This window comes from Hymenobacter sp. BT188, assembly GCF_014333585.1.
In the GTDB taxonomy this organism is placed as follows: Bacteria; Bacteroidota; Bacteroidia; order Cytophagales; family Hymenobacteraceae; genus Hymenobacter.
In genome coordinates, this window is the sequence record NZ_JACSCW010000002.1 from 619,772 (window position 1) to 644,202 (window position 24,431).

General features: G+C 54.6%; 22 protein-coding genes. 13 read left to right on the forward strand and 9 right to left on the reverse strand.

Annotated elements, in window-relative coordinates; genetic code table 11:
- Nucleotides 1-134 precede the first annotated feature (134 nt).
- The gene (locus tag H8B13_RS06755; protein WP_187310034.1) at nt 135-1,625 is read left to right on the forward strand and encodes an OmpA family protein; all 1,491 of its coding nucleotides are present in this window, start codon (nt 135-137) and stop codon (nt 1,623-1,625) included.
- A 548-nt stretch (nt 1,626-2,173) separates the two neighbouring features.
- Here H8B13_RS06755 and H8B13_RS06760 read toward each other — a convergent pair.
- From H8B13_RS06760 to H8B13_RS06780, 5 genes are all read right to left on the reverse strand, one after another.
- Nucleotides 2,174-2,743, reverse strand: a complete 570-nt coding sequence (locus H8B13_RS06760; protein ID WP_187310035.1) for a DUF4252 domain-containing protein — start codon at nt 2,741-2,743, stop codon at nt 2,174-2,176.
- Between the two features lie 67 nt (nt 2,744-2,810).
- Nucleotides 2,811-4,340, reverse strand: coding sequence for a hypothetical protein (locus H8B13_RS06765; protein ID WP_187310036.1), 1,530 nt, complete (start codon nt 4,338-4,340; stop codon nt 2,811-2,813).
- 216 nt (nt 4,341-4,556) lie between these two features.
- Complete coding sequence (locus H8B13_RS06770; protein ID WP_187310037.1) at nt 4,557-4,964, reverse strand: EVE domain-containing protein; 408 nt, start codon at nt 4,962-4,964, stop codon at nt 4,557-4,559.
- Nucleotides 4,965-5,093: 129 nt separating this feature from the next.
- Nucleotides 5,094-5,537 (reverse strand): hypothetical protein, encoded by a 444-nt coding sequence (locus H8B13_RS06775; protein WP_187310038.1) that lies wholly within the window; start codon nt 5,535-5,537, stop codon nt 5,094-5,096.
- A gap of 58 nt (nt 5,538-5,595) precedes the next feature.
- Entirely contained in the window at nt 5,596-5,991 is a 396-nt protein-coding gene (locus H8B13_RS06780; RefSeq protein ID WP_187310039.1) for a hypothetical protein, read from the reverse strand.
- A 184-nt stretch (nt 5,992-6,175) separates the two neighbouring features.
- Between H8B13_RS06780 and polX the strand changes: the two genes are divergently transcribed.
- The 5 genes from polX to H8B13_RS06805 all read left to right on the forward strand — a co-directional run bounded on the left by polX (nt 6,176) and on the right by H8B13_RS06805 (nt 10,754).
- A complete protein-coding gene (gene polX, locus H8B13_RS06785) occupies nt 6,176-7,927 on the forward strand; it encodes a DNA polymerase/3'-5' exonuclease PolX (protein ID WP_187310040.1) in 1,752 nt (583 codons plus the stop codon).
- Nucleotides 7,928-7,956: 29 nt separating this feature from the next.
- On the forward strand, nt 7,957-9,021 hold the full coding sequence (locus H8B13_RS06790) for a glycosyltransferase family 9 protein (RefSeq protein ID WP_187310041.1): 1,065 nt from the start codon (nt 7,957-7,959) through the stop codon (nt 9,019-9,021).
- Nucleotides 9,022-9,201: 180 nt separating this feature from the next.
- The gene (locus H8B13_RS06795; RefSeq protein ID WP_133271832.1) at nt 9,202-9,858 is read left to right on the forward strand and encodes a hypothetical protein; all 657 of its coding nucleotides are present in this window, start codon (nt 9,202-9,204) and stop codon (nt 9,856-9,858) included.
- Nucleotides 9,859-10,008: 150 nt separating this feature from the next.
- Entirely contained in the window at nt 10,009-10,458 is a 450-nt protein-coding gene (locus H8B13_RS06800; RefSeq protein WP_187310042.1) for an OsmC family protein, read from the forward strand.
- Between the two features lie 23 nt (nt 10,459-10,481).
- On the forward strand, nt 10,482-10,754 hold the full coding sequence (locus tag H8B13_RS06805; RefSeq protein WP_187310043.1) for a UBP-type zinc finger domain-containing protein: 273 nt from the start codon (nt 10,482-10,484) through the stop codon (nt 10,752-10,754).
- A 101-nt stretch (nt 10,755-10,855) separates the two neighbouring features.
- On the opposite strand, the gene serS is transcribed toward H8B13_RS06805, so the two are convergent.
- A complete protein-coding gene (gene serS, locus H8B13_RS06810) occupies nt 10,856-12,133 on the reverse strand; it encodes a serine--tRNA ligase (protein ID WP_187310044.1) in 1,278 nt (425 codons plus the stop codon).
- Between the two features lie 420 nt (nt 12,134-12,553).
- Here serS and rho point away from each other — a divergent pair, with 420 nt between their 5' ends.
- Together rho and H8B13_RS06820 are read left to right on the forward strand one after the other, a co-directional pair.
- Complete coding sequence (rho, locus tag H8B13_RS06815; RefSeq protein WP_187310045.1) at nt 12,554-14,824, forward strand: transcription termination factor Rho; 2,271 nt, start codon at nt 12,554-12,556, stop codon at nt 14,822-14,824.
- 158 nt (nt 14,825-14,982) lie between these two features.
- Entirely contained in the window at nt 14,983-15,648 is a 666-nt protein-coding gene (locus H8B13_RS06820; protein ID WP_187310046.1) for a DsbA family protein, read from the forward strand.
- 14 nt (nt 15,649-15,662) lie between these two features.
- Here the strand turns inward: H8B13_RS06820 and H8B13_RS06825 are convergent, their stop codons facing one another.
- The 3 genes from H8B13_RS06825 to H8B13_RS06835 form a co-directional block, all read right to left on the reverse strand.
- Nucleotides 15,663-16,283, reverse strand: a complete 621-nt coding sequence (locus H8B13_RS06825) for a hypothetical protein (protein ID WP_187310047.1) — start codon at nt 16,281-16,283, stop codon at nt 15,663-15,665.
- Nucleotides 16,284-16,375: 92 nt separating this feature from the next.
- Complete coding sequence (locus H8B13_RS06830) at nt 16,376-17,263, reverse strand: UbiA family prenyltransferase (RefSeq protein ID WP_187310048.1); 888 nt, start codon at nt 17,261-17,263, stop codon at nt 16,376-16,378.
- Between the two features lie 48 nt (nt 17,264-17,311).
- Nucleotides 17,312-18,145 (reverse strand): class I SAM-dependent methyltransferase, encoded by an 834-nt coding sequence (locus H8B13_RS06835; RefSeq protein ID WP_187310049.1) that lies wholly within the window; start codon nt 18,143-18,145, stop codon nt 17,312-17,314.
- Between the two features lie 233 nt (nt 18,146-18,378).
- Here H8B13_RS06835 and H8B13_RS06840 point away from each other — a divergent pair, with 233 nt between their 5' ends.
- The 5 genes from H8B13_RS06840 (at nt 18,379) to H8B13_RS06860 (ending at nt 24,389) form a co-directional block, all read left to right on the forward strand.
- Nucleotides 18,379-19,032: a hypothetical protein gene (locus H8B13_RS06840; RefSeq protein ID WP_187310050.1), complete on the forward strand. Its 654-nt coding sequence runs from the start codon at nt 18,379-18,381 to the stop codon at nt 19,030-19,032.
- Nucleotides 19,029-19,325, forward strand: a complete 297-nt coding sequence (locus tag H8B13_RS06845; RefSeq protein WP_133271841.1) for a winged helix-turn-helix domain-containing protein — start codon at nt 19,029-19,031, stop codon at nt 19,323-19,325. Before H8B13_RS06840 ends, H8B13_RS06845 begins: the two co-directional genes overlap by 4 nt.
- A 79-nt stretch (nt 19,326-19,404) precedes the next feature.
- Nucleotides 19,405-21,021, forward strand: a complete 1,617-nt coding sequence (locus tag H8B13_RS06850; RefSeq protein WP_187310051.1) for a DUF4173 domain-containing protein — start codon at nt 19,405-19,407, stop codon at nt 21,019-21,021.
- A gap of 43 nt (nt 21,022-21,064) precedes the next feature.
- Entirely contained in the window at nt 21,065-21,862 is a 798-nt protein-coding gene (locus tag H8B13_RS06855; protein WP_187310052.1) for a ferritin-like domain-containing protein, read from the forward strand.
- A 160-nt stretch (nt 21,863-22,022) separates the two neighbouring features.
- The gene (locus H8B13_RS06860; RefSeq protein WP_222841353.1) at nt 22,023-24,389 is read left to right on the forward strand and encodes a transglycosylase domain-containing protein; all 2,367 of its coding nucleotides are present in this window, start codon (nt 22,023-22,025) and stop codon (nt 24,387-24,389) included.
- Nucleotides 24,390-24,431: the final 42 nt, after the last annotated feature.

Below are 24,431 nucleotides of genomic sequence, written 5' to 3' on the forward strand. Positions count from 1 at the left end.
AAAATGCTCCACGATTGAGTCCTAAACAACAACCTTATTCGTAATGGAAAGTATAGGCAGTCAGTTAAGGCTCTCATTCAACCCCGAATAAGCTGCTAAAACCAAAGAAAATGTTTTCACCTAACCTGTATGCTATGAGACACCTTCTAGCAAAATCTGCGGTCTTGGGATTAGCGCTGCTAGCGGCGGCCCCCGAGGGTCACGCTCAAAGCGCGGACCGCAAGACCGGCATTAGCCTTTACGGCAGCACCCTGCAATACCACGGCGACCTGGGCTCGGAGTGGTTCAAGTCCAACAAGATCGAAGGTGGTGGAGGCATCACGCTCTCGCGTTACCTCACGCCGGGTATCGACATTGGCCTGTCGGCCAACTACGGGGACATGAAGTTCTCCACCAAGACGCTTAAGCCCATTGAGGATTTGGCCCCCGCGATCCGCCGCTTCGACGCGAACGTGACTACCATCGGGGTACCTGTCAAGTTCAAGCTCAACAACGGCTGGGCGTTAAAAGAGGACGCCATCTTCGCCCCCTACCTGAGCTTAGCGCCGGGCTTGATGATTGCTTCCTCAGATAAGTTTATCAACACCGGTGTCGGTGGGGAGCAACTCCAGGGCAACAAAGACCACTACGCCGCTTATCTGCACGGTGCAGCCGGTATTGCCCTGAACTTCTCGCCTTCCTTCGGCATCTTCGTGCAGACAGGCCAGATTTATGCCCTGACTAACACGATTGACAACGTCGACAAGGGTGACCTGAATGACCGTTACCTCCAGCACTCGGCCGGTATCACTTACAACTTTGGTAAGCCCAAGGATGAGGATATGGACGGTGTGCCAGATCGCAAAGACAAGTGCCCTGCCACTCCAGCCGGCGTAGCCGTAGACGAAGCTGGTTGCCCATTAGACGGTGACGGCGACGGTGTGCCGGATTACCAAGATAAGTGCCCCACCGAGAAAGGCTTGGCCAACCTCGAAGGCTGCCCAGACCGTGATAACGACGGTGTACGTGACTCAGAAGATGAATGCCCAGACCAAGCTGGTACGGCTGCACTCCGTGGTTGCCCTGACGCTGATGGCGACGGTGTAGCTGATAAGAACGATACTTGCCCAGACACCCCTGCTGGTACCCAAGTTGATGCTACAGGCTGCCCTGTAAATCTCGACCAAGACGGTGATGGTATCAAGGATGATGTCGATAAGTGCCCCGGCACTCCAGCTGGCGCCACTGTAGACTCTACTGGTTGCCGCGTGATTGACCCTGCGTTGATGCAGAAAGTACGTCCAGTGCAGTTCGAAACCAACAGCACGGTTATCCGTCGTCAGTCGTATGGCACGCTTGACAACATGATCAAGATTCTGGAGCAATACCCTGAGTATAGCCTCCGCATCGCTGGTCACGCTGACAGCCGCGGTACGAATGAGTACAACCAAGGTCTGTCGGAGCGTCGTGCGGCCTCGGCCAAGCGCTACTTCACTGGCAAAACAGTTGATCCGAACCGTATCACTACGGTAGGCTTCGGCGAAGATCAGCCTGCTGCACCGAACACTTCGGCTGCCGGCATGGCTAAGAACCGCCGCGTAGAATTCACCTTCGAGTTCTACATCCCAAGCCAGCCTCAGCCTTAATCGCTGACCGGCTTTAGACCCAAAAAGCGGCGGACCCACAAGGTCCGCCGCTTTTTTTGTGCGTGGCTGCTGTTAAGTGCAGCGCTCTATTATGAAAAAGCCCCCCAGAACCTTTTGGGGGGCTTTTTCATAATAGAGCGCTGCACTTAACAGCAGCCAGCCTTAGATATAAGAATAGAGTATAGATGGTGAATTATAGCTTGAGTTTATCTGAGGCGTTGCTTCATCTATCATCGCGATAAGCTGATTTATGAGCTGGTCAGCTTCAGACATTAAAGTGGCTATTGAGGCTAGCTATTATAGCTGCTACACTCTCGCACACTCAATAATCTACAGCAGTTCTGCAAATGGTGTAGAGACGCGTATTCGCGTCTCAATCGTCACGGTCGTTGTTTGAATTGGTGCGGCGTAGGTCGTTCAACAAGTAGATGCAAATACGCGTCTCTACACCGTTCTAGAAGTGTTATGAAGCTGCACAGAATAGTATATGTAAAAAAGCCCCCCAGAATATTCCGGGGGGCTTTTTTTGAAATGGATAAATACAGTTTCTACTGAGTCAGTTCGCCAACAGCGCCAGGCAGAAACTTTATGAGCTCGTCAACCTGAGTGCGAGTGAAATTACCGGATACAGCTATCAAGGCAAAGGATTCGGGGACGGCTTCTACGTTGCCGGTAGCAACCAACTCCGGTACCCGGTCGCCTTGCTGGCGAATGGCGTAGCGCGTGATGGTAGTGCTGGCCGAATCGGCGGATACGGGGATGGATGTGTATCGCTCACTAGCCAGTAGGCCATCTACTTCTTTATTAAGGCCGGCTGCTACCAGGCGCTGGGCCCGATCGGTGGTAGGCGTGAAGGTGAGCATTTTAATCTCGCGTACCGACGTTAGGGCCTGTGCTAGTTCATTATTGCCCCCCAGCTTGCCTAAGCGCGCTAACAGCAGCCGGGTAGTGAAGCCAGCCGATAAGGTAGTGGCCTTGAAGCCGGAGCGGTTTTCGTATTTGCGAAAAAACTCAGCTACCGTGCGGGCTGGGGTTTCGGGGCCACTTGTGCGGCAGCTTACTGTGAGGGTGAGGCCTACTACGGCGACGAGCGAAAGCAAACGTAGTTTGGTGTACATAGGGGGAGGGAGCGAAGGTGGTTTGGCTCCCATACGTAGCTTGGCAGCGGCCCGTTCGGCCTGGGCTTTAATCGAAGGCAACAGTATTCAGAAAAAATACATCGCGCCCCCCGCCCCGGGGAGTGCGCACGTATTGATAGCCAAAGGCTAGAAACCGGCTGCCATACCACGCTTGCATGCCCTCGTAGTTGGTGCTGCCCAGCTTTTCCTTAACATCAGGATTAGCAGGCTGCAACGGCACAACCAGATCATTGGGTGTAGGCAAGCTGCGGTCAATGATTTTGTAGTGGATATTTTCCTCTTCCAGATACGTCATCACGAGGCGCTGGCCATCGGGCATGGGCCGCAGCCGCACCGTTTCTTCCAACTCATACGATTCCACATCTTTCAGGACAAAAGTGTTGTCCCAGAGTAGGTTGCCGCGCCGGTCGAAGCCACATACAATGGCGTGGGTGGTGTGGTATCCGTCGAACTGCCGGTACCGGGTTCCCACCATGCCGGGGCCGTAGCTGTCGCTGCGGTAGCGCGGATAATACACCTCCGCTACCAGCACGTAGCCGTTTTGGAAGGGCATCAAGTCGTGCACGAGCAAGCGGTAGCGCAACGGCAGTTCGCGATTGGCCGCGCGGCGCTCCTGACTACGCTGCCGAATACGAGCTGCCCGAGCCGGCTTCAGGTAATCGAAAAAATGCTTTAGCCGCGTAAAATCGTAGAATCGCAGAGACTGCCGCACGCCGGTCGGGGTGGTGCCCGCCGTGAGATCAGCCGAAAAAATGCCCTGTGAGTAGCGCGGATCTCTGAGCGTATAGGTGCCGGCCAACATACGGTCGGAGCTGTCGCCGAGGCTGACCTGAGCGGTGATCAGGCTGCGCTCACTCTCCGTTTGAACAAACTCTGAGTTGAGTAATTCGCCTTCGGCTGAAAGCTGCTTCAGCTGCAACCGCGATTTTACGCCGTTTGACTGCCGCATAATCACCTCAGCGCGCTTGGTAGCGGAGTCAGTGAGAAAGGTAAGCTCGGTGGTAAGCGGCTCGTACACCGACGGCAGCAGCTGGTGTTTGCCTGCTTTCATATCCAGCTTTACCACCGTCATGTGCTGATCCAGGAGCACCGTCACAAATAGATTGCCTGCCAATACTTTCTGGTCCAGCACGTCGCGCGTCATCTCCGTGTCGAACTTAATCAAGGCTACATCACCCGTACGACCATCGAGGCCAGCTACCAGTAAGCGCTCCGGGGCGTAGCGCGACTGAAAAAGCGCGTATACCGCCGTAGCTTCGGCGCTCATCAGCTTAAACTCGTACTCAATCGGAATCTCCACATTTCGCGTGCCCAGATCCTTGAGCTGGTGGTCAAATTTGTGGAAGGTGTAGCTGGTGCGCGAGCCTATAAAAACATCTTTTTCCACCAGCATCACCACACTGCTGTCTTCGGGGATGGCCAATACGTGCACATCCGTATCATATTGAGTAAAAGGCAACTCCAGTCGGGCAGGCTGGCTTGGAACGATGGACGTCTCGGGCTCCTGGGCTAACACTGGCTGCCCGGCTATCACCAGAGCCATCATTCCCAGCCCCCCGACTATTATATTTTTCATAGCTGACATGCGCCCTATTCGCTGTGACGCTTAGTAAGATACGACGAAGACGGCATAAAGTCATGTGGTGCAGCTTGTTGCTGGGTAGCTTTTTAAGCCTGATTCAGCAGCCAGCAAATAGGCCACGCCAAAAAAAGCCCCCCAGCCCATGAATAAGCTAAAAAGCCTGCCCTACGAATGGTAGACAGGCCTTTTAGAACGCGTAAGCTTCAGTGCTTAGTTGCCCAACTCTAGCACCACATCAAACTCCTCGCTACGCAGCGGCATCACCGACAGGCGCGACTGGCGCAAAAGGCCAATCTGACTCAGGCGTGCGTCGAGCTTTATGGCCGCTAATGACACGGGATTGGGTAATGGCTGGTGCGGACGCAGCGCCACAGCTACCCAGCCGCTTTCGGGCGGAGCGGTGGCATCGGGGGCGGCGGGAGCAGCTACCTCAGCCATGCCCACCACGGTTTTGTCGGTTACGCTGTGGTAGAACAGCACCAGGTCGCCGGGCTGCATCTGTTGCAGGTAGTTGCGCGCCTGAAAGTTGCGGACGCCAGTCCAGTCGGTGCGCCCATCGCGCACAAAGTCGGCCCAGGAATAGGCCGCGGGTTCGGATTTAACAAGCCAGTAATTCACTTTAAAAACTAAGTCAGCTGGAGATTCAGGAAAAACAACACGCAAAAAAGCCCGGCAAAAGACGCCCTAAATTTCTTTAGATTCGCTTTTGTCGGGCTTTTTTGCCTCCCAACACTAATCGGAAAGTATTTAGCGCAGGCGCAATACAACCAGCTTGTCGTTCTCTACACGTAATACGCGCAACCGGAACGGTGGGCGCAACTCTGTATTCTCGAGCGTCATGGTCAAGATGTTCTGATTTTCCTGCGTTGGCTCCCAGCGACCAACATGAGCCTCCGGAGCATCGGCGGGGCCGAAGGTGTAAAACGTAAACTGGCCATCCTTATCAAAGCGCAGCCCATCTAGATAAACCGGACCGTAGCGGGGCACGCTGGGGGGCATTATGTAGCCCTGGGGCCGGTAAATAACGGTGTCGCCGGGGCGGGCTTCGTGCGAGTTGTACCAGGAGCGGCCGTAAAGCGGCCCCGTGGGTCCCTCCGGAGTCAGCTTCATCAGGTCGCCCACGTTTTCGGTACAAGCCCCTAACACCAGCGCTACGAAGACGGTCAGGAGCGTAAGGGTAGAAATACGCATAATTGAATATAAAATAGGACAGTGACAGGAGCCGCAAGCTGAACGAAAGGTTGCAAGGCTATTGCGGCAAGCGACGAATTTTGAATAAATCCTTTTCCAGCGATACAATTTCGAGCCTGTAGCCTGGCTCCTCCTGATTATCGAAAGTGATGCGTAGTACTGCCTCGCTTTCGGCTTTCCATTGGCCTTTACGACCTTCAAGCCCATCAGTAGGAGCAATGTCGTACTGCGTGAAAAGGCCATTGTGCTCGAAGTTGAACCCAGTACGGCCCCGCGAAGGGGCAAACGAATACGTATTGGGCCGATACACTTCTATATCCTCCGTATCCTCTTCGTGCGCGTGCAGCCAGGTGCCTTCAAGCAGAAGCAGTTGCGGCGACTTGCGCGGGTCGGGTTTGCAAGTCACGGCCAGTAGCAATACGCACAGGCAGCAAAGCAGAGAAAACAGGCGCATGGCAACAGCGTAAGAGTGTAGAATGGGCTAGTAAATTAAAGGCTTTCATTTTACCATCAATAGTTGTACCCGAAAAGCCTATTGCCCTTTATTCACTCGTATTATTTAAAACATAATATTTCCCAACCCTGTACCTTTACTTTCCTTCTCCATCCCCCGCTGGGGGGCAAATTTTGCTTCTGTTTTGGACAATCGCGCCCTGATTCGCGCCTTCCGCCTAGCGGCCTCGCTGCTGGAACTGCACGACGAAAACCCCTTTAAAATCCGGGCCTACGAAGGCACGGCTGCTGCCCTCGAACGCTTGGAGTTTTCGGTGGCCGAAGTTGAGCGCACCGGCCTGCCCGACCGCACGGGCCTGAGCAAAACCGCCGCCGCCCGCGTAGCCGAAATGCTAGATACCGGCACTTTTGAGGAACTGACGCGCTTGCTCAGTATCACGCCGCCCGGTGTGGTTGAGATGCTGAGTATCAAAGGCATCGGACCCAAAAAGATTCGTGCGCTGTGGCGCGAGCTGGGCGTAGAAAGCTCTGACGCGCTCCGAGCCGCTGCTGAGCGCGACGAGGTAAGTAAGCTCAAAGGGTTCGGCAAAAAGACTCAGGATGCTATTCTGCAAGCCCTCGAATTCAGCGACCAAAGCCGGGGCAAGCTGCTGTATCCGCAAGCCGAGGAGCTAGCCGATGAACTGATTTCTCATTTGCAGGAGGCATTGTTTACGGAGTCGGTGGCGGTGGCAGGGGAGGTGCGCCGCCGCCTGGAGGTGGTCGAAAACGTGGTGCTGGTAGCGGCCACTGCCCAGCCCGAGAAAGCCCACAAGCTGCTGAATTCTCTGGATGGCCTTACCGCCGACCCCGCGCGTTCGGGGCCGTTTGCGTGGCGCGGTACAGCCACCGCTTCGGGCGTAAAAGTGGAAGTGCTGCTGGTAGCGAAGGACGATTTCACGAATCAGCTTTTTCTGCTGACGGGTGCTGAGGCTCATCTATCCGAAATATTTGCCCCCCAGGCCGCGCATGGCCAGCCGGCCACGTTGCGGCAGCTGCTGAAAAAGGAGCGCTTCTACCAGGAAACAGCCATCTACGAAAAAGCCGGTCTTCAATACGTGGAGCCTGAATTGCGGGAAGGCCTAGGCGAACTAACTCTGGCGAAAGAGCATAAGCTGCCCCAACTGCTGGAATACACCGATCTACGCGGGAGCGTGCACAACCATAGCAACTACTCCGACGGTGCGCATACGCTGCGCCAGATGGCGGAGTTCCTGCGCGATGAAGGCTACGAGTACCTGGGCATCTGTGACCACTCGCAAGCCGCGCACTATGCCAATGGCCTCAGCCCCGAGCGGGTACGCCAGCAGCACCGCGAGATAGATGAGCTGAACAAAGAATTGGCGCCTTTCCGCATTTTCAAAGGCATTGAAAGCGACATTCTCGGCGATGGTGCCCTGGATTACCAGCCTTCCGTGCTGGCATCGTTTGACTTTGTGGTGGCGTCGGTGCATAGCAACCTCAAAATGGACGAAGCCCGCGCCACAACGCGCCTGCTTCGGGCCATCGAAAACCCGTACTGTACGATGCTAGGGCACCCAACCGGACGCCTGTTGCTGCGCCGCGAAGGCTACCCAATTGACTACAAAGCTGTTATTGATGCCTGTGCCCAGCATGAGGTTATCATTGAGATAAACGCCAACCCGTGGCGGCTGGACCTCGATTGGCGCTGGGTACGCTACGCCCTCGATCAAGGCGTGAGGCTGAGTATCAACCCTGATGCGCACCACACAAATGGCTACGCGGATATGCGCTACGGCGTGTTTATGGGACGCAAAGGCGGCCTAACGAAGGAAATGACGTTCAATGCGCTGTCTCGGGAGGAAGTAGCCACGTACTTTGCGCAGCGGAAAGCCAAGATAAAGCCGGCCGAAGAATTTAAAACGACCTTGTTTTAATAGTGGCGCTGGCTGCTGTTAAATAGCTTATGAAAATTCTCGTTCTGCGCTTTTCCTCCATCGGCGACATCGTGCTGACAACGCCCGTGGTGCGGACGCTGAAACAGCAGGTAACCGGCGCGCAGGTGCATTTTTGTACCAAGCCGGCTTACCGCAGTATTATTGAGCCGAACCCGTACGTGGATAAGGCGCATTACCTTACTGGCTCGCTCACGGAACTGGTAGACGAGTTGCGAGCCGAGCGCTTCGACTACATCATCGATCTGCACAATAACCTGCGTACCCGCCTACTGAAGCTGCGGTTGGGAATACCTTCGTCGAGCTTTGACAAACTCAATCTGCGGAAATGGTTGCTGGTCAATCTGAAGATCAATACTCTGCCGCAGTTGCACATCGTGGACCGTTACCTGGCCGCTGCCGCGCCATTGGGTGTACGAAATGATGGTCAGGGGCTGGATTATTTCATTCCGGCTAATGATGAAGTAGACCTCAATACGCTCCCGGCTGGCTTTCAGCGGGGCTACGTGGCCTTTGCTATCGGGGCGCAGCATGCTACCAAGCGCCTGCCCGTCGAGCGCATTATTGAGTTGTGCGGATTGCTGCGCCGGCCGGTGGTGCTGCTCGGTGGCCCCGAGGACGAAACGACCGGCCATGTGGTGGAGCTAGCATTTGCCAAGCAAGCTGCTGCTTCGCCGCCTCCTACCCGTAAAATACCCGACAGCCCATATTACTTTCCGTCCGAACCGATTACTATCAATGCTCCAACGACCATTATTTATAATGCCTGTGGCCATTATTCGCTCAATCAATCGGCCTCGCTGGTAAAACAGGCCCAATTAGTAGTAAGCCACGATACGGGCCTGATGCATATTGCGGCGGCCTTTAAAAAAGAGATATTCAGCGTGTGGGGAAATACAGTGCCGGAGTTTGGCATGTATCCTTACCGCACCGAATTCCGCATTCTGGAAAGGCCAGGGCTTTCGTGCCGGCCGTGCTCCAAGATAGGTTACGAAAAATGCCCCCAAGGGCATTTCAAGTGTATGCGCGAAATTCAATTTGACTTGGATTTGCCCCCCACGCGCGATGGGCGTTGATAGAGTGCTTGCTGGTAGCCAACAGGGAGCGTAGGGATGCGAACATGGCCTCTGAGGGCTATATCCTTAAGCTGAATAAAAAAAGAGGGCGATATACGAATATGTTGTTTTAAAAGTTGCAAAGAAGTTGTTGATTTGCCGATAAAACCATATTCTAACCTTTCCTCTTTTACTTCATTTATGCGCCTTTTTACGCTTGGGGCTCGCGCCCTCACGCTGGTTATGCTGTTCTTATGTACAGCTTGCGGTCCTAACATTTATCTGGCGAACGACTTTCGCTCTTATGCCCCTAAACACAAAACGGTAGCCATTCTACCCGCTTCCGTGACAATGCAACTGCGCCCCAACCAAGCACGCAACACGACAGCGGAGCAGCAGCGCGATCTGGAATACAAAAGCGGTATCGACTTTCAGGAAAAAATATATGCGTGGTTGTTGCGTCGGAGCCAGCAGCGCGGCTATACAGTTCAATTTCAGGACGTAACGCAAACCAACGCCAAACTCCGTGAGCTCCAGATTCCGTACGAGGAATTGCGTACGCACTCTGCTCAAGAACTTGCTAAAGTACTCGGCGTTGATGCAGTATTGACTACCAGCGTACGCACCACCAAGCCTATGAGCGACGGAGCTGCCTTGGCTGTGGGTGTACTGGTAGGTGCTTGGGGTGCCACCAATCAAGCCAACATTACCGTCAATATCCACGAATCGGACGCCGGTAAGCTGCTGTGGAAGTATGACTACGTAGCTGCCGGCTCGGTAGGAAGCTCGACAGAAGGTATGGTGAACATGCTGATGCGCAATGCTTCGAAGAAGTTTCCTTACACGCCCAAATCCTAAACTTCCCTAGGTCTGGCATTCGTGTGATAACGCGAGGGCTTCTTCTGCCAATGGGTGGAAGTAGCCCTTTTTCGTGTGCGTTACTTTATGGTAACGAGGTAAATCAAAGAGAAAAAGAGTACATTTTATCTCTACCATTACTAACCTGCTATGCTTGATGCTACTACAAAGTCCGTTCTTGTGAAAGTGGGTGCTGACGCCTTGCTAGCCGATGTGGAGGCTGGTCGTCACACGTTTGTGCTGGATGAGCCCGAAGAAGTGGGTGGCAAAGACCGCGGCCCTACACCCTACGATATGCTGCTAGCGGCGCTGGGAGCTTGTACTGCCATCACGCTGCGCCTCTATGCCGACCAAAAAAAGTGGCCTTTGGAAGCCATAGAAGTGCGCTTACGCCATCAACGCGTGCACCGTGCCGACTGCGATAAGTGCGAACAGGAAGGCCAGATGCTGGAGGAAGTAGAAAAGGAACTGCGTCTGGTGGGGCCGCTCACACAGGAGCAGCGCCAACGCTTAGAAGTAATTTCGCAGAAATGCCCCGTACAGAAAACCCTAATGAGTGGCTTGCGCATCAGAACCCAACTGGTGCCTGAAAGCAACTGATTCTTCGTCTAAAACCGCTTTTTATGGAAGCTAAAGCGCCTTGCACTCACCTCGGTAGCTTAACTAGGATTATAGAGGATGAAGAGTATGTGTGCCCTGAATGCGTAGCCTTGGGCGACGAGTGGGTGCACTTGCGTGTATGTCAGACCTGCGGTCACGTAGGCTGCTGCGACAACTCCAAAAACAAGCACGCTACTCGTCACTTCCACGCTACCGATCATCCCGTCATCACCTCCGCCGAGCCCGGTGAGCGGTGGGCTTGGTGTTACATTGATAGCGCGTTTGCTGAGTATTAGCCTGTTATCAAGGACATATTCTAAAACTGACTTGACCAGTACAGGAAATAAAAAAGCCCCCCGGAACGCGTCTGGGGGGCTTTTTTGTACCCATAACGAAACTAGTTCGTGATCTTATCGAAGCCGCAGTAGCTGTGCAGCGCTTGGGGCAAATGGATGCCGTCCTCAGCCTGGTTGTTTTCTAATAATGCGGCTACAATACGCGGCAATGCCAGCGCCGACCCATTGAGCGTATGCAGAAGCTGAGTTTTGCCACCTTCAGCGCGGTAGCGCAGTTTAAGGCGGTTAGCCTGATACGTTTCAAAGTTACTAGCTGAGCTTACTTCTAGCCATCTACCTTGGGCCGCACTCCACACTTCGAGGTCGTAAGTGAGGGCCGAAGTGAAGCTCATATCGCCGCCGCAGAGGCGTAGCACACGGTAGGGCAACTCCAGCTTTTGCAATAAGCCCTCAATATGGGCCCGCATTTCCTCCAAAATAGTGTAGCTCTGCTCGGGTAAGGCTATTTGGACGATTTCTACCTTATCGAATTGGTGCAGGCGGTTGAGGCCGCGCACATCAGCCCCCCAAGAGCCAGCTTCGCGCCGAAAGCAGGGCGTGTAGCCCGCATTGCGGATGGGCAGCTTATCAGCGGCAATAATCTCGTCGCGGTAAAGGTTGGTAATGGGCACCTCGGCCGTCGGAATCAGGTAGAGATTATCCTGCGCATCGTGGTACATCTGGCCGTCTTTGTCGGGCAACTGGCCCGTGCCGTAGCCCGAAGCCTCATTTACCAGAATAGGTGGCTGCACCTCAAAGTAGCCGGCCTCCCGCGCTTCATCCAGGAAAAAATTGATAAGCGCACGCTGTAAACGGGCGCCTTGCCCTTTATACACCGGAAAGCCAGCACCACTGATTTTGTTCCCTAGTTCGAAATCGATGATGTCGTACTTCTTGATCAAATCCCAGTGGGGGAGGGCCGTGGGGGGTAAATCTGGCTTGGTGCCGTGCTCTAATACCACTTCGTTCTCTTGGGGAGTACGGCCTGCGGGCACACTGCTATGGGGCAGATTGGGTAGCTTAAGCAAGAGCTGCTGTAAAGCAATTTCTACCTGTCCTAGCTCATCAGCGTGGGTTTTTATGTCGGCTTTGAGAGTGGCAGTACGGGCTTTCAGGTCTTCGGCTCCGGCTTTGTCGCCGCTCTTCATCAAGCCACCAATTTGGCGCGCCAACTCATTCGCTTCAGCCTGGGCTGAGTCGTGGGTGGTTTGCAGCTGACGGCGGCGCTGATCGAGATTGAGAATGGCCGTCACGTCGGCCTCAGCAGTGGGGTAGTACTTTTTGGCTAAGCCAGCCAGCACGAGGTCAGTGTGTTCTTTTAAAACGGAAACTTGCAGCATAGGGCAAAAGTAGGGAAGTAGCGGAAGCTTTTTGTACTCGGAGCAGTCGTAAATATCAGGCTGCCCTAAACGCCCTACACAAGTAAATGAGCCGGGGCGAACCATTAAAGCAGCGCGAATGTCCTTACTATTGTGGCGAATAGCCCGAAAAAAAGCGTATCTGATTTGGCGGTTTACCCGTATTAGTCTAACATTGCGGCAACAAGCCGGCGGCTGATGCCGGGTCCGCAGTAATTTTTGCTCGCGTACGGCCCGCTTTTATTTCCAGCGCCTCCCGAGTACCCCATTTTCCCTACGTATTCTGTGCTTCGCGCCGCGCTGCGGTTGCCCTTTATGCCCCGGTTGGCCTGTGCTGCTCCCTATCCTGTCCTGTCTGGTATCTCCACCCCCCTTCTGCCCGTTTTCCTACTAGTTTAGTTTATGTACAATATTGAAGAATTGAAGGACCGTTTGCTTTCCGAGCTAAAAGAAATAGCGGAAGAGCTGAAGGTTGGTAACTTCAAAAAGCTCAGCAAGCAGGATCTGATTTATAAGATTCTCGATCAGCAGGCCATTATTCCCGCCGATCAGCTTCCCCAGAAAATAAAACCCGCCAGCGCCAAGAATGGAACTGAGCTGCCCTTTTCGGATGTAGCTGAAGCCAATGCCGTACCGGCAGCCGCACCCACGGCCCCCGCTACGCGCCCGGCCCCAGCCCGCGCCCGTGCTCCCCGAACCGCTGCTCCTGCTCCCGTTGTGGCCGTTGATGCTGCTTTGGCAATCGCGCCTGAGTTAGCGCTGGCGGAAGCACCGGCTATCGCAGCCACTCCCGCCGAGGCTACAGTAGCTGTCGATGTTGAGCCAGTACCTGATGCTGGAGCCACCCGCCCAGTAAAGTTGTATCAGCGGCCTGAGCGCCGCTTGCGCAATGGTGTTGAGCGCAACCGCACCGAAGAAGGAGCACCCGCTACGACTTTGAATGGCGTCGCCAATGGCATTGACACATCGGGTGGCGACGTGCCAGCTTCACTGACGCCTGAAGGTGCAGTTGAGGCGGCTGCCGCAGCCCACTCCGAAACGGCTGCTGCGCCTGTTTCCTTTGCGCCTAATGTACTACCAGCCCGTGAGCCGCGTACGGATCATCCTACGGCCCCACGCGAGCGCGAATACCGTGATGGCCGTGAGCCCCGTGAACCTCGGGAGCAGCGTGAACTCCGCACTGATGGCCCGCGCGAGCGTGAATACCGTAACGATGCGCCACGCGAAAACCGCGAGCCTCGGGAATTCAGGGAGCCCCGCGAACCACGCGATAATAGCCGTGAGACTCGGGAACCACGCCCTTTACGCGATGCACCCCGTGATAACCGCGAACCACGAGAACTACGCGAGCCTCGGGAAAATCGGGAGCCACGGGAATTGCGTGAGCCCCGCGAACCAAGAGAGAACCGGGAGCCGCGTGAGAATCGGGAGCCACGGGAAGGCCGCGACCAGCAGCGCCGTGATGACCGCTTCGCAGCCCGCGACCAGCAGCGCGCCCCGCGCCCTGATGGTGGTCAGCAGCCAGCCGGTCAGCCGCAGCGCCCGCGCAACGACTTTGATATTGTAGTAGATGGTGAAGGGACGTTGGAGCTAATGCCCGATGGTGGCTACGGCTTCTTGCGCTCGCCCTTCTACAACTACCTCGCCTCGCCCGACGATATATATGTGGCGCCGCAGCAGGTAAAGCAGTTTGGCTTAAAAGCCGGCGACACGGTAAAATGCACGATTCGTCCGCCCCGCGAAGGCGAAAAATACTTTGCGCTGGTAGGAGTGGAAAGCATCAACGGCCGCACGGTAGAAGAAGCCCGAGACCGAATTCCGTTCAACAACCTCACGCCGCTGTTTGCCGAGGAGCGCTTGAAGCTGACGACCAAGTCGAGCTTGCTTAGCACTCGTATTCTGGACTTGTTCGCGCCGATCGGTAAAGGCCAACGCGGTCTGATTGTAGCCCAGCCGAAAACTGGTAAGACGGTTCTGTTGCAAGAAATTGCCAACGCTATTTCCGAAAATCACCCTGAGGTCTACCTTATCATTCTGCTTATCGATGAGCGGCCGGAAGAAGTAACGGACATGGCTCGCTCGGTGAAAGCCGAAGTACTTAGCTCCACCTTCGACGAAACGGCCGACCGCCACGTGAAAATTGCCAGCATTGCCTTGGACAAAGCCAAGCGCCTTGTAGAATGTGGTCACGATGTTGTGATTCTGCTCGACTCTATCACGCGTCTGGCCCGTGCATATAACACGGTGCAGCCAGCTTCGGGCAAAATCCTGTCGGGTGGTGTGGATGCCAATGCCTTGCACAAGCCTAAGCGCTTCTTTGGTGCAGCACGCAACGTGGAGAATGGTGGCTCGCTAACTATTATCGCTACGGCCCTGATTGAAACCGGCTCCAAAATGGACGAGGTTATCTTTGAGGAATTCAAAGGTACCGGCAACATGGAATTGCAGCTGGACCGCAAACTGGCCAACAAGCGCATCTTCCCAGCCATCGACGTACCAGCTTCCGGCACTCGCCGCGAAGACTTGCTCATGGGCAAGGAAGAGTTGAGCCGCATCTGGGTGTTGCGCAAGTTCATGTCTGACATGACCGCTGTGGAGGCCATGGAGTTCCTGAAAGACCGCATTAAAGACACCAAGAACAACAACGAGTTCTTGATGTCGATGAACGGCTAGCGTACCACTTCGATAATAAAAAGCCCCCCAGATACAATCTGGGGGGCTTTTTGTTGCTTACTGAATGTAGTGTATTTATGATCCTGTTAGCTATACTGCAGGTTGACACTCAACAACAAGCATTTGCACCGCGCCTGCACAAGGCAGTACTTTGAAGCATGGAAAACACGCCCGACCTCCCCGAACTGCTCTATATCTTTGATCCGCTTTGTGGCTGGTGCTACGGCATGACGCCCGTAATACAGCGCGTGCGCACCGAGATGGCGGGCCAGATTCAGGTGTCAGTGCTCAGCGGCGGTATGGTGACCGGCGACCGAGTGGCTCCATTGGGCGCTAAGTGGAACTACATCAAAAATGCGCTGCAGGATGTAGAGCGGGCGGCGGGAGTGCGTTTTGGTGAGGCGTATCTGCAGCTGGGAGAAGAAGGCAGCGTTATTCAGGATTCCAAAACACCCTGCCGTGCCCTCACTGTTTTTCGGCAACTGAATACCGACCCCAGCCGTGTCATCGATTTTGCCCACGACATCCAGCGGGCGCATTATTTCCACGGCCTGGATTTGAATGATCCAGCTGTCTATACTGACTTGATAGCGCCCTATGCGATTGAGGTAGCTGAGTTTGAGCGTCGCTTAGCGCTGCCCGAAACAGCTCATGCCACGCGACAGGAATTTGCGGCTGTGGAGCGCATTGGAGTCCAAGGGTTTCCGACAACAATCTTGCGTGTTGGTCAGCAGGGTTATGTGCTGGCGCGGGGTTTTCAGCCGTATGAAGCGTTTAGCAAAGCCGTACGGCAAGCGTTGCAGCAAGCCGCGGAAGAGCAGTAAAATCCTGGAGGAACTCAACCGCCAAAGCTGCCGATCCGCACTACCTGCTGTTTCAGTGGCGACCAAGCTATGCGGCGGCCGTCTTCTTTACCAACTACGTATTGAAAGCCGATAGAATCGGGGCGGCGGCGCAGGTCGTTCCAAGTTGTGCGGTCGATGGTGCCAGCCTGGTAGGTGTCTCTAGTCGTAACGGCAGGCGTGCGGAAGTTCTTATCCGCAAAAAACTCGTCCATGCGGCGGCGCACAAATGCTTCGCGCTCGGCCTGCGTGGCGGTGTTGTTTTTCATTTCATACACCATAGAAGCCTCCAGATCGGCAGCAGATAGCGCCTCGCGAAAAATCGTTTCGCCACCAGAGTTGGTAATGGTAAATGTTGCTTCGCCCGCCAGCAGAGAGGGGCCGCGCAGTACGAGGCGAAACGTATCATCGGTGGATGGCGAAGAGAAACGGTGCCGGCGCTGTACCGTTTTCAATGTGTCCGATTGAGCATTGACGGCTGGTGCGCGAGTCGTATCCATAGGCTCGGCCGGGGCGGTAGCACTCGCCGTATCCGACGACTCCATACGCGTTGAATCAGGTCTGGAGCAAGCCCCGAGCACGAATAGCAGTAAAGCGGAGAAGAGAACGTGACGCATATTAGGAAGGCAATTTGGAGGCAGCTTCTCATACGTAGCCCGTTGAATTACTGTTATCGGGGGCTTTTTTGACCAGATTTCTTCGGCTTTGGCTACTGCGTTATCCAATGTCTCAGCACCAGTATCAACACGAAAGCCGCACTCAAACACAGCGACGAAACTTGGTTCATATGCATCGTGCGCTCAAAGCTGGCCGCCGACACATCGGACCACGCCAGAAAAGCCCAACGGCTGAATAAGGCCACCACCGGGCCGGTAGCTATCAGAAAGATAAGTAGGTTGCGGAGTTCGTCGCGCTGCCAATACGTGAAGCCCAACAATGCGGCACCGAACAGCAACCCCACCGCCGCAAACACAAACGTGCCCCGAATGCCCAGTACGAGGCTCAGGGTTTGGTCGCCGCGCTGGCGGTCTTCTTGGTGCTGATACACCTGCGTCAGCGGATAGGAACCACATAAAAACAGCGTACTCACTAAGGCCAGCAGCAAGTTGTCGGAAGCTAAAATCTCGGCAGAATTGCCCCCCACGCCCACTTGGGTCATCAGAAAGGTGAAGGCACCCTGGAACACTACTACCACCAGCGTACTCACAAAAGGATACTTCTTCAGCCGAATGCCTTCGTAGCTGTAGGCTTTGGAAATGAGCAGGTAGATGGCTACCAACCCCGCAAACATCGGACTAAGTAGCCAGGCGCCTACCACGGCCAGCACATCAAACAACCACACCAGATGCAGCAGCTCCTCCGATACTTTGGGGGGCTTTTTAAGGCCGCCGATGCTGCCTTCGTCGCGGTCGTAGTAGGAGTTGTAGCCGTTGGAAGCTGGGTAAGCCAGTACATGCAGCACCACAAACACGCCCACCGCGCGCCACGGACTAAACGGCTGCCGCAAGGCGCTCAGCCCAAACCAGAATACCGGCATCAGGTACACGGAGAAGGGGATACGCAGCAGCGGCACAGCACGGCGGTAAGCGAGAAGCATGGAAAGGTTTGATAGTAATTACCTGATAAGCTAGAAAGGTAAGTGGAGTTATACTTCCACCCGACAGCCTAAAGTCTGTTTTCTGGGTTTACCCCTTTTTGGCCAGCCCACTAAGTACGTCACCTGCGAGCCAGACCAATGTTTCACCTTACCGCTCCGCCACTCAAATTTGCCCCCCAGATCAGCTTTACGCGCCAAGTCAAGCAGTTGAGCCGTTGGGTACATGCGCAGAATAGATACGGTACCGTCCCAGATGGTGCAAAGTGGTATCAGGGGAATGATGAAAGTAAAAAACAGACGACTCAGCCGAAATGGCGGCATAAACGGTGTAGCTAGCACCTGCATAATGGGCAGAATCGTCCAGGCCAGCAGGATTTCGTGCCAGTGCTTGCCGGCGCCCTCAAACACCCCAATGCCCGCACCTTGCCGCACAGCGTCGGCCAGGATAGCCTCGGCCGCTGCGGGCGTAAAGTGGTGAAAGGCGGAGAATATGGTCCGGAAGCCGGTAAGATGAGCGGGTACCGCCGTAGCATCGACGGGCGCTGTTTCGTAGCCAATTTGCCCCCCAGAGCTTTCCTGAATGCCTTGCCAAGCATCAGGCTGCGGGTATAAATCGGTGAGGGTAACGCGCAGATCGGCTAGGCCCGGCAGCTGGCGTAGCGCCCGCGCTACGCCGTCGGTGCCACCGCCCGCTCCCGCACCAAGTTCTACTATATAGAGTTGCTGAGTTTGTAGAAGCGCCTCCTGTAGCACCGGCACCAGCGGCTGATAAATGCCTAAGCGGCTGGTCATAAAGCGTAAATAGTCCATCATGCCTGCCCTAATGATACTCGGGAACCAAGGCTGGTCTTCAAACTCGAATAGGTGGAGGCGGAGCTTCAAGTAATGAATGGGTTAGGGTATTTTACTAGTGCGCGGCTGCAGTAGCATTGAGATATTGTAACGGATTTGCTGCACCTAAGGGAGTTGTTTTGGCCTCATTCCAATGTAATTTGCGGTGTCGCGTCTCTATAGGTTCCGAAATTATATTGGTCACAAAGTAGAATCATCCGCTTCCTTAGTTGCGAATCAGGTTAATCTTTACAAGCTTTGCAAAACAAAGTACTTTTGTCGATATGAATCCAGCCGTCGATCCGCTCGCCCAACTTACCGAGATCCGCGCCATCATGGAGCGCTCGTCGCGTTACTTGTCGCTTAGCGGCCTTTCCGGTATTGCGGCGGGCGTTGCCGCCTTGGCAGGTGTGGGAGTGGGGTATTGGTATCTGGGCCAGAAGTATGGTAGTACGCAGGACTTTGTACGCATTATGCAAAGCTCAGAGCAAGAGCGGCTTGCAACGCTGCCATTTCTGCTGATGCTTACGGGGGGTATTATTCTGCTGGCTTTGGGTGGTGCTTACTACTTCACCCGTCGGCGGGCCAAGCAAGACAGGGTGCAGCTGTGGAGTCCTTTGGGGCGACGGCTGGCCTTGAGTTTGGCCATTCCGCTGGTGGCTGGGGGGCTTTTTTGCCTCGCTATTTATCTGCAAGGCGCGGCCGGACTGGTCGTGCCGGGCATGTTGCTGTTTTATGGCCTAGCTTTGCTGAACGCTAGCAAGTACACCTTGGAGGAAATCCGGTGGCTGGGCCTCACCGAGATTGCGCTGGGGCTGGTGGCGGTCTTATTTCCCGGCTACGGGCTGATTTTCTTTGCGCTAGGCTTTGGTCTAAGCCACATTATTTACGGCCTGATCATGTACAACCGTTACGAACGGACTGCCCGCGCCCTGTGAAGCACAACATTCACATTCTCAATAAAGCCTTCGACCACCGCGTGCGCCTGGGGGTGATGGCTGTGCTGCTGGGCCAAAGTGACCCAGTGAGCTTCAATGAGCTAAAAGAGGCTCTCGACCTAACCGATGGTAACCTAGCCAGCCACGTGGCTGCTCTCGAAAAGGCAGGCTATGTGGAGGTAAGTAAACAGTTTGTAGGTAAAAAGCCCAATACTACTTACATGCCTTCGAAGGAGGGAAAACAGGCATTTCAGGAGCATTTGAACGCTTTAGAAAAATTGTTGCGGGGGTAAACACTCTTTTTTTGCCCATTAACTTTGAAATGCAAAGTTCTTTTAAAATGTCAAATTCGATTTAGCTGCCTTATTCGCTATGGAAATCTCCACCAATTTTCCGCCCGCCCGTTCCGCCTCATCGGCTGCGGCACCTCGTCTTACACTTTCCACTTTACAGAAAGTGGCAATACCGAGTGGGGCAATCTGGTTCTACATATTATTCTGGGAAGAGCGGCCGGCTCTGAATGTGCTCCTGTATACCCTATTCGTGCTAATCGTGGGGCTGGTAGAGTTGCCGCGCCACGCCCCGCAATGGCGCTCAAGCGGGTTTCGACTGACGCTGGCGGGCACTGTGCTCAGCGCCTTCATAATGGCTTGGTATGGCTCCGGGGTGGCATTCCTTGCTTGGCTGGCCTCGTCGGCGATGTGGCTCGGCTACCGCAATCAGCCGCACCTGAAGTTGGTTGTTTATGCGCCGTTGACCGCCATCAGTAGTGCTTTGCGCGCAGTGCCAAGGCTAGTGCAGCTGCTCGTATTGCCGCGTAGCCTCGATGGACGCGTAGAGCGAGCCTGGTTTTATGGCCGACTGCTGGTGCTGCCGTTGGTGGCGCTTTTGGTATTTCACATCCTGTTTGCCATTGCCAACCCCGTATATAGTGCGCTCACGGAGCGGGTACTGAATACAATTGGGGAGTGGGTGGAGGCCTTCTTCGAGGTTTTCTCCATACCACATTTCCTGTTTTTCCTGTTTGGCTTGGCCCTGACTGGGGCGGCGCTCGTGAGTGTGCCAGTACATTACTTCGCCGACAAGGAATCACGCTTCGGTGAGTTTGTCCTGCGCCAGCGCGACCGGGTGGCTTCTTTTGCTGTGCGCCGCCCTGACTTTCGATCTAAGCGCTTCGGGGCACTCGACTTGCGCAAGGAATACCTTGTGGCCCTCAGCATGTTCGGCTTGGTGAACCTGTTGCTGCTCGTTGTCAATGCCATCGACATCAACTGGATCTGGTTTGGCTTCAAGCCCGCCGCCGACTTCGACCTTACACAGTTTGTGCACGAAGGCACTTACGTGCTTATTCTGAGCATACTCGTGGCGATGGGCATTGTGCTGTGGTTTTTCCGCCGTAACCTGAATTTCTATGAGCGAGGATTGCCATTGCTGCGCTGGCTGGCAACGGTGTGGGTGCTGCAAAATGCCGTGTTGGCCGTGTCGGTGGGGCTGCGTAACTGCTATTATATCCTCTATACAGGGCTTGCTTACAAGCGAATAGGCGTGTACTTCTTCTTGCTGCTCACCTTCTTTGGCCTAGCCACCGTGCTGCTCAAAATATGGCAACGCCGCTCAGCTTACGCGCTGGTGCGGCTGAATTCGCTGGCGGCTTACATTCTCATGATAGGCCTGGCCTGTGGCAACTGGGAAATCTGGATTGCGCGCTACAATCTGCGCCCCGAGCTGCACGAACTCGACTACGGCTTTCTGCTCGACATGCCCGACCGGGTGCTGCCCATTCTGGCTGCTCACCCCGAGGTATTGACTGAGCGCCACCTCGTGCACGAATACTACAGCAATTGGATAGAGCTCAACCCCGAGGCAGCAGCACAGCGGCTCCAGCGGCGCCTAGCCAGATTTAAAGAAAAGCAAGAGACCCGCAATTGGCCCAGCTATACCTACGCTGACTGGCAAGCCTACCAACAGTTGGAAGGCAAGAAGCTATAAGTCAAAGTTTCAGCTCATTCTACCTCACTTTAACTCTACATCTATGACTTTCGCCGATTGGGCCAACTACTTCAGCGCCAACCAAGATCATCTCGACAACCTAAGCTGGGACGATTCTTATCGTCTGACCGAACGCGAATTGCGCGCTATTCGCTTTTCATTGCCGCAGTTTCAGCAGGGAGAGCATTCGGAAGGCAAGCACCTGTACCAAAAAGCCAAAGATCTTGGCAACCCTGATTATGCAGCTGCTATCCGGCTGTTTATCAGGGAGGAGCAGGGCCATGCGCGGGTACTGGGACAGTACATGGCCATTCATCAACTGCCACGCCTGTGCAAGTCGAGCGGGCTGGATAAAGTGTTTCGCTGGCTCCGGCAATGGGCCTCGCTCGAGCACACGCTGCGGGTGCTGCTTACCGCCGAAATTATTGCTGCCGTGTATTATCAAGCCCTTTATCAATCCACCTACTCCGGCTTACTACAGCAGATTTGTCGGCGCATTCTCCGCGATGAGGAGATGCACCTAAACTTCCAGTGCTTTACGCTAACACAGATTACGCGCGGCCAAAGCGGATTCCGACGCTGGGCCACCCTCCAAGCCTACCGCACGCTGATGGCCGGCACGACGCTCGTCGTGTGGTTTACCTATCACCGCACTTTGCGAGCTGGGGGTTTTGGGCTGCTGGCCTTTGCCGACGCCGTGAGCGTAGAGCTTGGGCGGGTAGAGGAGATGCTGGCCGCGCCGGGGGGCATTTCTGTGCGCGAGCAGACTGTGAAATCAACTGTTCCAACAACGCCAAGCACAACTTTCCAGCCAACGGAAGTAGAGTTGCAGGCGCTGTAATCAGGGACTGATATGGAAATTAATTGAACCAGACCACGTATCCATGTGGTTTCATCGGGAAGTCTGGCTACGGGGCCGCGCCTAGTTGGTATATTTGCGTATCCGTCGTCGGTGCCTTCTGCTAGGAGTGGCTCCCCGGCCGCCACGTGTTTTGTTCTGCATGTCCGCTTCCGAATCGCCAAATTCAGTAAAAAAGCCGCGTCGACGCTGGCCTAATATCCTGTCGCGCATGGCGTGGGGGGCTTTTATTGTAGGCTTAGGCATCTTTCTGCTCTATCCCATTCTGGTCAGCACCAACTTCATGTTTCTCTTTGGCAAGTCGCCGGGGCTGGAGGAGTTGGAGAACCCGAAAGTGGAAAAAGCCTCCGAGCTATATACTTCTGATGGCGTACTGATCGGGACCTATTTCCGCGAAAACCGCTCGCCAATCCCATTCAGTAAGATTTCGCCGGTGTTGGTGAAGGCCCTGATTGCCACCGAGGACGCCCGTTTCTACGATCACGCTGGCATCGATCCGCGAGCTATGGCCGGCGCGGTGTGGGCCGTGGTACGCGGCGAAAAGCGCGGCGGCAGTACCATTACCCAACAGTTGGCCAAAAACCTATACAAAACCCGTCGGGGCGAAACCAGAGGCGCACTGGGTTATATTCCGGTGGTGAGTACGCTCATTAGCAAAACCAAGGAGTGGCTGACGGCCGTGGAGCTGGAGCGTCGCTATACCAAGGAGGAGATTCTGCGCATGTACTTCAATACGGTGGAGTACGGCTCGCAGGCCTTCGGTATTAAAGTGGCCGCCAAAACCTTCTTTAGCACCTCGCCCGACAGCCTTAAGCCCGAAGAAGCGGCCATGCTCGTGGGCGTACTGAATAATCCAACTGCTTACAACCCACGCTTTCACCCCGAAGCTGCGCTAAAGCGCCGTAACTTGGTACTGACCCGTATGGGCCAGGCTGGTCATTTGACAGCAAAACAGGTTGATTCGCTGCAAAAAAGCCCCCTAGCCTTACGCTATCAGGTTGATAAGCACTTTGATGGCCCTGAAGCCTACTTCCGCGGTGCAGTAAGCCAGACGGTAAATGAGTGGTGCGAGAAAAACGGCTACGACATGTACCGTGATGGGCTGAAGATTTATACTACCATCGATTCACGCATGCAAGCTCACGCTGAGGAGTCGGTGCTGCAGCGCATGAAAATATTGCAGCGTCAGTTCGATAATTTCTGGCGCAATCGGGGCGGTAATCCGTGGGTAGATGATCAGGGCAAGGAAATCCCCGATTTCATTCAAACTCAGATGAAGCGCACGGATCAGTATAAGCGGCTAGCTGAGCGCTATAAAGGCCAGCCAGCCCGTCTAGATTCAGCTTTGAACGCGAAGCGCCCAATGAAGGTGTTTACCTGGAAAGGCGACGGCGACACGACGCTTGTCATGTCGCCTCTCGATTCGCTGGCGTACTACAAGAAGTTCCTGCACGCGGGCATGATGACGATGGACCCTTTCACAGGTCATATCAAAGCATGGGTTGGTGGTCTGAACTACCGCTTCTTCCAGTACGACCACGTCAAGCAAGGGCGTCGTCAGCCGGGCTCTACTTTCAAGCCCTTTGTGTATCTAACGGCTCTTGACAACGGTTATACGCCTTGCGACCGTATCCGCGACGAGCGCGTGACTATCCGCTACGTGGAGAACGGTAAGAACATGGAGTGGAAGCCCAACAATGTGACCCGCGAATACTCTGGCTCTAATATGACTTTGCGCCATGCTATGGCTCGCTCCATTAACTCGGTAACGGCTCAGCTTACAGAGTTAGTAGGTTGGGAGAATGTGGCTAAATATGCCCACAAAGTTGGTATCCGCAGCAAACTGCTCGATGTGCCCAGCATTGGCTTGGGCTCCGGTGGTGACGTGAGCGTGTACGAAATGGTAAACGCGTACAGCACGTTCGTCAACAATGGCTTCCGCACCGAACCCTTGCTTGTAACTCGCATTGAAGACCGCAACGGCAACGTTATCAAGCAATTCGATCCTAAGCAAAAACGCGTCATCCCGGCCGAAACAGCTTGGCTGATGCTCTATATGCTGAAAGGCGGCATGGAAGAACCAGGTGGCACTTCGCAAGCCTTATGGGAATACGACTTGTGGAAGAAAGGAAACGAGATAGGGGGCAAAACGGGCACCACCTCCAACTATTCTGATGGCTGGTACATGGGCGTAACCAAAGACTTAGTGAGCGGCGTGTGGGTAGGTGGCGAAGACCGCAGTATTCACTTCTACCGTTCTCAGCAGGGGGAAGGCAGCCGTATGGCTTTGCCGGTGTACGGCACCTATATGGAGAAGCTCTACAGAGATAAGGACTTAGATATAGAATATGGCCGCTTTCCTACACCTACGGTCAAGATATCAAAGAAGTATAATTGCGTAACGCCCGCGCCGCGCCGCCGCATAATAGAACCCATGGACTCACTGGTAGCGGATAACCTGCTGGAAAAGCTGAACGCAGGGACTATAGCCGTACCAGATAGCTTATAGTTTTAGGTATCTGTCCGCCACGGAGGAGTAGGAACTGAAATT